General features: G+C 39.9%; 8 protein-coding genes. 6 read left to right on the forward strand and 2 right to left on the reverse strand.

Features of this window, described 5'->3' with window-relative positions; all coding sequences use genetic code 11:
- The first annotated feature begins 235 nt into the window (after positions 1–235).
- The 6 genes from DNJ75_RS07530 to gshA all read left to right on the forward strand — a co-directional run bounded on the left by DNJ75_RS07530 (position 236) and on the right by gshA (position 10618).
- Positions 236–1120, forward strand: coding sequence for a LysR family transcriptional regulator (locus DNJ75_RS07530; protein ID WP_117002836.1), 885 nt, complete (start codon positions 236–238; stop codon positions 1118–1120).
- Between the two features lie 307 nt (positions 1121–1427).
- Complete coding sequence (locus DNJ75_RS07535) at positions 1428–4763, forward strand: beta-ketoacyl-ACP synthase 3 (RefSeq protein ID WP_117002837.1); 3336 nt, start codon at positions 1428–1430, stop codon at positions 4761–4763.
- A gap of 147 nt (positions 4764–4910) precedes the next feature.
- Positions 4911–7220 carry a type I DNA topoisomerase gene (topA, locus tag DNJ75_RS07540; RefSeq protein ID WP_117002838.1) on the forward strand — a complete coding sequence of 770 codons (2310 nt, stop codon included), beginning with the start codon at positions 4911–4913 and terminating at the stop codon, positions 7218–7220.
- 117 nt (positions 7221–7337) lie between these two features.
- Positions 7338–7661, forward strand: coding sequence for a thioredoxin (gene trxA / locus DNJ75_RS07545; protein WP_117002839.1), 324 nt, complete (start codon positions 7338–7340; stop codon positions 7659–7661).
- A gap of 79 nt (positions 7662–7740) precedes the next feature.
- A complete protein-coding gene (gene rho, locus DNJ75_RS07550; RefSeq protein WP_117002840.1) occupies positions 7741–9000 on the forward strand; it encodes a transcription termination factor Rho in 1260 nt (419 codons plus the stop codon).
- A gap of 100 nt (positions 9001–9100) precedes the next feature.
- A complete protein-coding gene (gshA, locus tag DNJ75_RS07555) occupies positions 9101–10618 on the forward strand; it encodes a glutamate--cysteine ligase (protein WP_117002841.1) in 1518 nt (505 codons plus the stop codon).
- Between the two features lies 1 nt (position 10619).
- Here the strand turns inward: gshA and DNJ75_RS07560 are convergent, their stop codons facing one another.
- Complete coding sequence (locus tag DNJ75_RS07560; RefSeq protein ID WP_117002842.1) at positions 10620–11402, reverse strand: ABC transporter ATP-binding protein; 783 nt, start codon at positions 11400–11402, stop codon at positions 10620–10622.
- 1 nt (position 11403) lies between these two features.
- Entirely contained in the window at positions 11404–12447 is a 1044-nt protein-coding gene (locus DNJ75_RS07565; RefSeq protein ID WP_117002843.1) for a FecCD family ABC transporter permease, read from the reverse strand.
- Positions 12448–12547: the final 100 nt, after the last annotated feature.

Below are 12547 nucleotides of genomic sequence, written 5' to 3' on the forward strand. Positions count from 1 at the left end.
TTCAGCTTAAAACAGATCGTTTATATGCTCAATATAATTTTTATATCTTTTTTAGATCTTTCACTGCGTTTTATAACGCTTTAATTATATGCCGCTATCGGTGTGAACTTTGATGAAACGACCGTTTCGTAGATGTTCATTATAAATAGGTTATAAAATGGACTTATAGAATTATTTTGCTATTGTCTATTTATAGAACAAAAAATGCGTAACAAAGACGTTTAAGGTGATTACAATGGATAGCAGTGATTTAATGATTTTGCGGCATCTTCTCATTGAAAAGAATATTAGTGTAACTGCTAAATTAATGAATGTATCACAACCTGCAATTACCATGCGCTTAGGCAAGTTAAGAGGCATGTTTAAAGATGACATTTTAATCCGCGACGGCAATAAGATGAAATTAACGCCTAAAGCTGAGGATATGGTGAATCCAATTATTAGAATCACCGATGAAATGCTAAGTTTAATGCCAGCTCACGATTTTGACCCCTACACGACACCGACGCATATTCAACTACAGATCACCGAAGCGGTTTCTGAAACAAGCACCAAAGCACTTATCGATGCTTTTTTAAAATATAATAACCAACATAAAATAAGTATTACCACCCTGTCTTATACTTCACTACAAGCCCACGATCAAACCCTTAAAAATGTCGATGCCGTCATTGGCATTCCCACGCATATTGAAGGATTTAATGACGAAATTTATAGCTATGAGACAGGTGTTTTGATGTTTGATTATTTTTTTGATGATGCTAAAAAATCTATTTCTTACGATGAGTATTTACAACTTCCTCATATCGTTTTTTCCCAAGGTAGTAGCAATCAATTACTCTTGGATATTTTAGGGCATCCTGACCCACGTAATCTATGTTTACAAATCAGTAGTCTGCGCGCAGCCACCGAGCTCTTACAAGATAAATATGTCATGACTGCTTCAACGATATTGGCACGCGTCTTTGACAAAAAACATTTACCACTGCCTTTTGATTTGCCTGGGCTTCCCTTTAAGCTATCGTATCCTGAACGCTTGAAACATGACAAAAAAAATCGCTGGGTACGTCAGGTCTGTAAAGAAGTCATGCAAGCACTCTTAAAAAAATATAGCTTATAGTGGTTCAAGTGCTTTATTCATCCACAAGTGCTCACCGTACCCTGAGCGCAAGTCGAAGCGGTGCACTGAGCATCAGTCGAAATGGGTAATCTTGCGAAAATCACACTTCATAGAGGCTTCAACTGACGCTCAGCCAACGCTTACACAATCAAAGTGGTCAGGAATATGGTCACAGCCCTATTTCTCGCTGCTTTTTTGACATTTGCGTGATTTATATTTGACATTAAGGGCGAACTTTACCAATATTTACCACACTAAAATCCAGATCATCAATATTGTGGATACTTTTTTTAAGGAACAAACTTTAATGAACGCAACAACTGCGAACTTAGATATGCTAATTAACTGCTATCAAAAAATGTATAGCATTCGTCAAATTGATAATACCGAAGCTGAGATGGTTAATAGTGGCACTGCCAACTTCCTAGCCTCATCCAAGGGTCATGAGGGTGCGGCTATTTTTGCGGAATACTTAAAACCTCAAGATTGGTTACACTGCCATTATCGTGATAAGCCATTAATGCACGCCCGCGGAATGGAAGCCAAAATGTTTTTCTACAGCTCTTTGTGTAAAGCTGAAGGCGCTTCCAATGGTCGCCAAATGGTGATTGGTGTCAGTGAACGCAAACTCAACATTGTCAGCATTATCACGCCTGTTGGCAATCAGGCTTTGCCCGCTGTTGGGATTGCGCAAAGTGTTAAAGATGATGCGGATAATCCGATTGTTTATTGTGGCATGGGCGATGGTACGACACAACAAGGTGAAGTATTAGAAGCCTTTGCAGAAGCAAAACGCCGCACATTACCTGTGCTATTTGTTGTGCAGGATAATGATTATGCAATTTCCACGCAAACCAAGGGTAATACCTTTTTCTCATTACCTGATCACTCACAACCTAATGAGTTTTATGACATTCCAATTACTTATATCGATGGCACTAATCCATTTGCTTCGCATGAAAAAGTTGGAAAAATTATTAGTGATATGCGTCAAAATCGTGCACCACATATTATTGTCTTTAAAGTGGAGCGCTTAAATAGTCATAGTAATGCAGATGATCATAGAATCTATCGCAGTCGTGATGAGTTAACTAACATTGCACACAATGATCCTGTTTTGTTAAGTCGTCAATTTTTATTAAATGCCGGTGTCAAAGAAAGCTTCCTACAAGAGATTGAAGCAAAAACATCACAAGCCGTTAGAGAAGCGATGGAGCTTGCCTTAAAAGGCACGACACCTAAAGCTTCTTTTGATGCTGAAGCGCCCTTACCGGAGCATTTATTACCCACTGCACCTGAATATCGTGGCGACTTCTCACAAGAAACACGCCTTGGTATGGGGGCTGCTATGCGCGAGGTATTTCGCCAGCGTTTATTAAATGATGATCGTGTGTGTTTATTAGGTGAAGATATTGAAGATGACAAAGGTGATGTTTTTGGGGTAACCAAAGGCTTATCAACCCAATTCCCAGGACGTGTCGTTAATAGTCCTTTAGCTGAAGCAACAATTATGGGTGTGTCAATAGGCATGGCATTAACTGGCAAACGCCCTGTTGCCTTTATTCAGTTTGCTGATTTTATGCCACCGGCGTATAACTTACTGTTTACCGAACTAGCTACCATGTATTGGCGCTCAAATGGTGACTGGGAATGTCCAGTTATTGTCTTTGCTGCTTGTGGTGGTTATCGCCCAGGCTTAGGTCCCTTTCATGCACAAACCAATGAAGGCACTTTTGCTCATATTCCTGGCATTGATGTCTACATGCCATCAAATGCCGCAGATGCTGCAGGTATGCTTAATGCTGCTTTTGAGTCTAATCGCCCTAGTGTTTTCTTATACCCTAAAAAATTACTTAATAATGCCAGTATCGCTGATACCACATCAACAGATGTAGAAAAACAAATCATACCTGTTGGTAAAGCGCGTATTGTCAAAGCAGGTTCTGATATTACCTTTGTTGGCTGGGGTAACACCGTTTCATTATGCCAAGAAGCCGCTGAAACCTTAGAAACGGTTGGCATTGATAGTGAAATTATCGATTTACGCACCATTAAACCATATGACCTTGCAACGGTACTTGCCTCAGTGGAAAAAACTGGGCACTTAATCGTCACACACGAAGATAATCATACCTGTGGTGTTGGCGGTGATCTTATTGCCTCAGTGGTTGAACATGCTAAAAGGGCTGTTAAAGTCAAGCGTATAACACGCGCTGATACTTATGTGCCCTGCAATTTTGACAATCAAATGGAGGTTTTACCTTCTTATGAGCGTATTTTAACAGGGGCTGCAGAGTTACTTGACTTATCTCTTGAGTGGGAGATCAAAAACCACAATGATGCAGGATTTTATAATGTTGAAGTCATTGGTGCGAGCCCATCTGACGAGAGTGTTCTTATTACCGAGTTACACGTTAAAGTCGGCGATGAAATTAAGGTCGGTGATAAATTAGTTGATCTTGAGGCCAGTAAATCAGCCGGTGAAATTCTATCGCCAAGTAATGGCACGATTGAAGAGATTTATGTCGAAGAATCACAGCGTGCAACCGTTGGCGAGAACTTATTAAAACTACGCCTGCCAGCTGGGGCTCAAGATAAGCAAAAAATCCAAAAGCGCCCTATTTTAACGCGCAAAATTCAACAAGAAATTGCCAAGCAAAATAAGCAACATAGCATTTATCCAGTAGGCATTAGCACGCCGTCATTCAGAACAGGTTCAAGACTGGTAACCAATGATGAGCTTTTACAAAATTTCCCTGAGCACACCTCACGCGATATTATTGATCGCACCGGAATTGAATCACGTTTCTGGCTTGCTGATCATGAAAATATCGTTGATCTAGCAACAGACGTTGCCAAAGATGCTTTAACTCGTGGCAATCTTAAACTCTCAGATATCGATATGCTGATTTGTACCACTACGACGCCTGATCAATATATCTCGCCTTCTATGGCTTGCTTAATATTAGAGAGACTTTATCAAACTTATGGTGAACATAATGTGCCTGCTTATGATATCAATGCGGCATGTAGCGGTTATTTATATGGTTTGCAAAGTGCGCGTGATTACTTGCAAACACGTCCGAATAAACGTGTGTTATTAATTAGTGCCGAGTATATGACCAAACGCATGGATCAAAAAGACTTTGATACGGCATTTTTATTTGGTGATGCAGCAACTGCGACGATTATTAATGGTGATCAGCATCAAGCGGATTCTAAAGCTATTATTGATGAGATTTCATTAACAGCGATTGCTGAGAATGGTGATGTACTTAATATTCCAACCGATGAGTCAAAATTCACACAACTACAAGGTAAAAAGCTTTTTACCTTTGCAGTTAAAACCATGTCAATGATTATGCATAAGTGCTGCCAGCAAGCAAATATTGCTCTAAATACGGTTGATTTAGTCATCCCACATCAAGCAAACCAACGTATTTCCAATGCGGTTGAGAAGCGCTTGAAAATGCATTCAGGCACGCTTTATAGCAATATTACACGTTTTGGTAATACCTCATCGTGCACTATTCCAATTGCTTTGGGCGAAACATTAGACGCTCAAGCGACTGATAAAACTGTCGCATTATGCGCGTTTGGCTCTGGCTTTACCGCAGCAGCTGCACTTTTACGCACAAAATAGTTGGCAAGTCGCAGCTAACTCGTTAGATTAATTTTAAGCTTATGGTTCTGTTTGTTGATCATCAGCCCCTTAAACAACACAAAATAAAAATAAATAAAGTAAATAAAAACAAATTAAAAATATTATTTAAGAAATTAAGAAAAAACTATGGCAAAAAACCTTGTAATTGTTGAGTCACCTGCAAAGTCAAAGACAATTAAAAAATACTTAGGCAATGATTTTGAAATTCTTGCCTCTTATGGACATGTGCGCGATCTTGAGCCGAAAGAGTCTTCAGTCGATGTTGAAGATCATTTTAAAATGAAATATCAACTGATTGAGCGCAACAAGCGTCATATCGATGCGATTAAAAAGGCTGCCAAATCGGCGGATGAAATCTATCTGGCAACGGATCCAGATCGTGAAGGTGAAGCAATTTCTTGGCACATTTATGAACTTCTAAATAGTGCTAAACTCATCAAAGATAAACCCGTGCATCGTATTGCATTTAATGAGATTACCAAATCAGCGGTGAATGCCGCTGTTGCTAATCCGCGCGAGCTGGCGATGGATCTTGTTAATGCCCAACAGGCGCGACGCGCTTTGGATTTTCTGGTCGGTTTTAAACTATCCCCTTTACTTTGGAAAAAAGTTCGCCGAGGACTTTCAGCCGGACGCGTGCAAAGTCCAGCGCTTAGAATGATTGTTGAGCGCGAGCTTGAGATTGAAGCATTTGAATCTAAAGAGTATTGGAGCATCACTGCTGAGCTTAAAAAGCGCAAAAAATTCATGGCAAAACTCTCTATTTTTAATAATCAAAAGTGTGAGCAATTTAGCTTCACCAATGAAAACGATGCGACAAATGCACTTGATATCATCAAAAAAGATGCCAATGGCGAGTTAATCGTTCATAGCATTGAAAAGAAACAAAAGCGTCGCAATCCACTGCCACCTTTTATCACCTCAACACTTCAGCAAGATGCCGTGCGTAAACTTGGATTTACCACCAAGAAAACGATGATGTTAGCACAGCAACTATATGAAGGTATTGAGATTGGTAGCGAAGGCGCTGTTGGTTTGATTACTTATATGCGTACTGACTCAACGAACCTTTCACAAGATGCTTTAAATGAATTACGTGACTTTATTGTCAAGGAATATGGTCAGGATCACCTGCCAACAAGTGCGCGAATTTATAAAACCAAAAATCAAAATGCCCAAGAAGCACATGAGGCAATCCGCCCTACTTCAGCTTATCGTAAACCTGAAGATGTCAGAGCATTTCTATCCAATGATCAATTTAAACTATATGATCTGATTTGGAAGCGTACCGTAGCCTGCCAGATGATTCATGCATTAATGGATACTGTTGCGATTGACTTTATTACTGAAAATAAAGCACATACTTTTAAAGCAACGGGATCAGTCGTTGCTAAACCTGGTTTCTTAGCAGTGTATCAAGAAGCCAAGGATGAAGATGCTGCCAGTGATGACAGTGAGGGCTTAATCCTGCCTGAGTTCAAAGAAGGTGAAAAAGTGCCGGTGGTTGATATTATCGGTAAACAGCACTTTACTGAGCCTCCACCACGCTACACGGAAGCATCTCTTGTAAAAGCGCTTGAAGAATACGGTATTGGGCGTCCATCAACTTATGCGACAATCATCTCAACCCTGCAACAGCGTGATTATGCGCTATTAGAGAAAAAGCGTTTTAAACCAACCGATGTTGGTCGTATTGTTAATAGCTTTTTAACCGATTATTTCCATCGTTATGTCGAATATACGTTCACGGCGAAGCTTGAAGATGAGCTAGATAATATTGCCGATGGTAAGATCGAGTGGGTGCCGGTGTTAGAGAAATTCTGGCAGCCATTTATCAAGCAAATTACTGAGATTGATGCCACGGTCAAAAAAAGTGATGTGACACATGAGGAAATGGATGAAGACTGCCCTGAATGTGAACACAAGCTTTCTATTCGTTTAGGACGCAGTGGTCGCTTTATCGGTTGTACGAATTATCCGGCTTGCACTTATACGCGCGCCATTGCCAAAGATGGTGAAGAGCCTCAAGAAAAAATAGAGCCTGAGGTGGTCGCAGATCGTAAGTGCCCGGCATGTGAGTCAGATCTTTTAATCAAACAAGGTCGCTATGGTAAATTTATTGGTTGTTCTAATTATCCAAAATGCAAACATATGGAGCCATTAGAAAAACCAAAAGATACTGGTATTGAATGTCCAAAATGTAAGAAAAACAACTTTGTTGAGAAAAAATCCCGCAAAGGCAAAGTATTCTACGCTTGTGCTGGTTTCCCTAAGTGCAAAAACTCATTCTGGTATCCACCGATTGCCGAGGAATGCCCGAAATGTCACTCACCAATCCTTTTGCATAAAACCACTAAAAAAGATGGCGAGCAAAAAGTTTGCCCTAATGACGAGTGTGATTATGTGGTTAACTTGGCACCAACAGAGCAAGAATAATCTACTTATCTTCAAGCTTTATAAATTGGCATGAAAGTGCATTCACCTGAAGCACCTTTTCTGCTAGAATCCAAAACAATCTTTTTTGACAAACTTAAACATTAAAGGAATTTAATTATGTCACAATGCGTAAATATTACTGATAGTGAATTTGAATCAGCTGTTGTTAACAGCGAACAGCCTGTTTTAGTTGATTTCTGGGCGCCATGGTGTGGACCTTGTAAGATGATTGCTCCAATTTTAGATCAAGTTGCTGAACATTACGGTGAGAAACTTAAAATCGTTAAGATCAACGTTGATGACAATCAAGATACCCCTGCTAAGTTTGGTGTGCGTGGTATCCCTACGCTAATGGTTTTCAAAGATGGTGAAAACGTCGAAACCAAAGTGGGTGCAGTACAGAAATCACAATTGATTCAAATCCTTGATAAACATATTTAATTTCAACTATAAAATAAAAAATAAACTTTTCGTTCAACCCGAAGGGGTTCCCCTTCTTCAACATTCGTGAGAATTTTCAATGAATTTAACCGACTTAAAAAACCGATCCATCCCTGAATTAATGGAGCTTTCGCGCTCACTTGGTCTTGAAGCCACAGGGCGCGCGCGTAAGCAAGAGATCATTTTTGGTATTTTAAAAGAGCATGCTGACAAAGGTGAAGACATCTATGGTGAAGGTGTGCTTGAGGTGTTACAAGATGGCTATGGCTTCTTGCGCTCCTCTGATACGTCATACTTTGCGTCCCCTGATGATATTTACGTCTCACCGACCTTTATCCGTAAATTAAATTTACGCACGGGCGACAGCATTATCGGTAAAATTCGCCCACCTAAAGACAACGAGCGTTATTTTGCAGTAAAGCATATTGATAGTGTCAACTTTGACTCACCTGAGCTTGCACGCACTAAGGTGTTGTTTGAAAACTTAACCCCTGAATACGCCAAAGAACGTTTGTCAATGGAATTAGGTAATGGCTCAAGTGAAGATATTACTGCACGAATTATTGATTTAGCGGCACCTTTTGGTAAAGGACAACGTGGTTTGATCGTCGCACCTCCTAAAACGGGTAAAACAATCATGATGCAAAATATCGCCTCATCGATTGCTAAGAAATATCCTGAGTGTTACTTGATTGTGCTATTGATTGATGAGCGTCCTGAAGAGGTAACTGAAATGCAACGCTCTGTGCGTGGTGAGGTGGTTGCTAGTACCTTTGATGAACCGGCAGCGCGTCACGTGCAATTAGCTGAAATCGTTATTGAAAAAGCAAAACGTCTGGTTGAGCATAAGCAAGATGTGGTTATTTTATTAGATTCTATTACGCGTCTGGCGCGTGCTTACAACACCGTATCCCCTGCTTCAGGTCGTGTATTATCAGGCGGTGTTGAAGCCAATGCTTTACAAAAACCAAAGCGCTTCTTCGGTGCAGCGCGTAACACAGCTGAAGGTGGTAGCTTAACAATTATTGCGACAGCGCTTGTTGAAACAGGCTCTAAAATGGATGAAGTTATCTTTGAAGAATTTAAAGGAACCGGTAACATGGAACTTCATTTGGATCGTAAAATTGCTGAAAAACGTGTTTATCCTGCGATTAGTTTTGGACGTTCTGGTACACGTCGTGAGGAGCTATTAACCACACAAGAAGAGCTGCAAAAACTATGGATTCTGCGTAAGATTCTGCATGAAATGGAAGATACGCAGGCAATGGAGTTTTTAACAGAACGCTTGAAAAAAACGCAAACCAATGAAGAGTTTTTTAATATTATGAAGCGTGGTTAAGCTCAAACAAAAAAATATCATTCTATCTACTTGAGATAACCTAGCAAGTGACACTCTTTTGCCGTAAACTGCAGGAAGTTTCCACTTAGCTAGTGACACGATGAATTTATTTTCAAACTTAAATCAATATCAGCATAAGCGCGGCATTGAGCGCGAAACCTTACGTATATTACGCTCAGGCAAAACAGCCACCTCAGATCACCCTAAAGCCCTTGGTTCAAAGCTTACCAATAGCAATATCACGGTTGATTTTTCAGAAGGCTTGCTTGAGCTTATTACCGAGCCATATGACTCTATTGATAAGACGTTCACACGTTTAGAGCACATCTTGGCTTTTTCCACACAAAACTTACCTCAAAATGAGCTTATTTTGGCGACTAGTATGCCATTAACAACCACAGAACAAGAGATTAAAATCGCTGATTTTGGCAGCTCTAATTCAGGTAAGATGAAAGAGGTCTATCGTCGTGGTTTGGCCAAACGTTATGGCAAAATCATGCAAGCGATTTCTGGTGTGCATTATAATTTCTCATATGATGTTAAGCTTATGCATGAGCTCACTCAAACACGCAAAATGACCAGTGATGCGCTGTATTTCTCAGCGATCAATCATTATTTTGAGTTTATGTGGCTGATACCCTACTTATTTGGTGCTTCCCCCATTTGCGCTAAAACTTCTGTGAAGCAAAAACCTGACTATCTAACATCATTTGATGATGAGTTTTATATTGGAGAGTATGCCACTAGTTTGAGAATGAGTAATTTAGGCTATCAAAGTGCAGCACAAGAGAATCTATTTATCTCCTATGACAACTTGCAAAGCTATGTTTATGACTTAGTCAATGCCACTAAAACCCCTTATTCTGTATTTGAGGAAATTGGTTTATTTGATGACAATGGGTTGCGTCAACAGCTTAATGGCAGCATTCTACAAATAGAGAATGAATACTACAGCAGTATTCGCCCAAAACAGATTGCTAAGCGTGGCGAGCGCCCTGCTTGCGCTTTGCTTAATCGCGGTGTGGCTTATCTTGAGGTTCGTGTATTGGATGTTAATCCGTTTTCACCACTTGGGATAGATAAAGAGACAGCACATTTTATTGAAGCCTTATTAATGACCTGCTTGATGCTGCCAACTAAGCAGTATTCAAAAAATAATATCGCACGCAACAAACTAAACTTCTCACAAGTTGTAACACAAGGACGTAATCCTCAGTTGCAATTGATTAACAGCCAGGACAAACCACAATTATTGCAAACTTTAGGCATGGAGCTTCTTGAGTACATTGCCCACACAGCAAAAAATATGGGTGAGCAATATGAACAAGCCATCAATAAGCAGCTCAAAAAACTAACTGATCCAACAACAACGCTTTCCGGTCAATTGATGGATGCCGTTAAAAATGGCTATTTGAGTGAGGTACTTAATCTATCCGCATCAAATACAGAGCATTTGCAAGAACTCAGATTAGATGACAAAGAGCGCAAAGCGTTTATGCATGAAGCACAAGCTTCACTTGCCGCACAATCACAGCTTGAACAAGGCGATTGTTGTGACCTTAATACCTATATCGATCACTACTATCTATCTGCTGATTGCTCGCAAGTAGTCGAGTAAATTAAGCAAGTACAATGACTTTTTTATTATTTTGAGGTCGATGAATAATATCCGCTTCAACTTGAAATGCCGTATAAATATGCTCGGGCGTTAATACCTTTTCCGTTTGATCAAAGTCTAACATCTGACCATTTTTTAACAGAAGGCTTTGATGATAGTAACTAAGCGCGATATTTAAATCATGCCCAATCACAAGCACGGCCAAATCATGTTGCTGGACAAGCTCACTTAATATTTGTAAGGTTTGACGCTGATAATAAACATCCATATGTGCGCTATATTCATCTAATAGCAAATACCCTTGATAACTATCATCATGTTGGTTCAATTGCAGTAATGCGCGCACCAATTGCACACGCTGACGCTCACCACCGGATAATTGCTGATATTTCTTTTGACTAAAATGCTCAGCTTTTAATAAGGATAAAGCACATAAGGCTTTTTGATACTCTTTTTGTGAAAAGTTGCCTTTGCAATAAGACAGTGCCCCTAAGAGCACATAATCAATAACATTAATGTCTGTATAAATTTCTTCGTGCTGGGTGACATAAGCCATTTGCATGCTTTTTGTCACGGGACAGATCGCTTTTATATCCATTTCATCTAATTTCACCCATCCAGTATAATGTAAATGCTCGCCTGAAATCACTTTCATCAACGTCGATTTACCTGCACCATTTGCTCCTAAGATACCGGTTATTTGCCCTTTTCTAACTGTCATTGAAACATTATCAAGCAGGGTCTTTTGTGATAACTTTAAACTAATATTTTCAAGCGTTAACATCTTAGACACCTCGCTGTAATTTTTGACTAAACAACAAATAAACGAAATATGGTGCACCAATTAATGCCGTCATTAAACCGATGGGTAATTCAGCAGGTGCTAAGACCACTCTGGCCACAACATCAGCAACAGTCAGTAACAATCCGCCAAAGATACATGAAAAAAGCAGTAAATGACGATGTTCATTGCCTATAAGAAAACGAATAATATGTGGCACAACCAAGCCGATAAAAGCCACAGGACCGGCAACGGCAGTACTGGCGCCAACAAGCAAAGCAATGGCGATGATGCTTTTTAGCTTTTGCCGATGAATATTAACACCAAGCATGCGTGCATACTGCTCACCGGCGATCATCGCATTAAGATACTTTGCAGTATTCATTAATAACATAAATGCTACGAAAATACATGGCAACAGAAACAACACCTGACCCCATGTAATATTAGCAAAACTGCCCATACTCCAAAAAGTAATACTTCTTAAAATACTATCATTTGATAGATACGTCATCACACCAATCAACGCACCACACAATGCATTAATCGCAACCCCCGCTAACACCAAGATACCTAAATTACTGCGACCCTTAGTAATCGATAGTAAATACGTTAAAAAGGTAATCACCAGACTACCAACAAATGCACTTAAACCCAATCCCCAAGTGATTAAGAAGCTTGTCTGCACTAAGCTTGCACTAAGTAGCAAAAACAAAATAGCAAATAATGACGCGCCACTGGTCATCCCTAAAAGGGCAGGATCCGCCAAAGGATTACGAAATAGCCCTTGCATCACAACACCAGCAACAGCAAGTGCACTACCAACAACCACGGTTGCAATTAAGCGCGGCAATCTAAGCTCTAATGCCACTTTTTGCATAAAACTGCCATCGACAAATAATTGTGAAAACTGCAAATTTAATGCGCCAAATAACAGCGATAATAAACAAGCAGCAATGAGTAAGACCATAAACACACAAAACCAAAAACAGTATTTCTGGCGTTGTAAGGTAAATAGGGATTTAGCAGCTATATTATGTGTTTGCATTTTTTTCTCTTTTTTTTTGCTATGAAACTACACACTCTAATTCCCTCCACTATGTAAGCGTTGGCTGAGCGTAAGTCGAAGCCTTTTTTAAATCACCCTT

The sequence above is a fragment of the Cysteiniphilum litorale genome, assembly GCF_003428165.1.
In the GTDB taxonomy this organism is placed as follows: domain Bacteria; phylum Pseudomonadota; class Gammaproteobacteria; order Francisellales; family Francisellaceae; genus Caedibacter; species Caedibacter litoralis.

Coding starts and splice junctions, on each gene's coding strand:
- DNJ75_RS07530 (WP_117002836.1), top strand. CDS start 236: ATGGATAGCAGTGATTTAATGATTTTGCGGCATCTTCTCATTGAAAAG.
- DNJ75_RS07535 (WP_117002837.1), top strand. CDS start 1,428: ATGAACGCAACAACTGCGAACTTAGATATGCTAATTAACTGCTATCAA.
- topA (WP_117002838.1), top strand. CDS start 4,911: ATGGCAAAAAACCTTGTAATTGTTGAGTCACCTGCAAAGTCAAAGACA.
- trxA (WP_117002839.1), top strand. CDS start 7,338: ATGTCACAATGCGTAAATATTACTGATAGTGAATTTGAATCAGCTGTT.
- rho (WP_117002840.1), top strand. CDS start 7,741: ATGAATTTAACCGACTTAAAAAACCGATCCATCCCTGAATTAATGGAG.
- gshA (WP_117002841.1), top strand. CDS start 9,101: ATGAATTTATTTTCAAACTTAAATCAATATCAGCATAAGCGCGGCATT.
- DNJ75_RS07560 (WP_117002842.1), bottom strand. CDS start 11,402: ATGTTAACGCTTGAAAATATTAGTTTAAAGTTATCACAAAAGACCCTG.
- DNJ75_RS07565 (WP_117002843.1), bottom strand. CDS start 12,447: ATGCAAACACATAATATAGCTGCTAAATCCCTATTTACCTTACAACGC.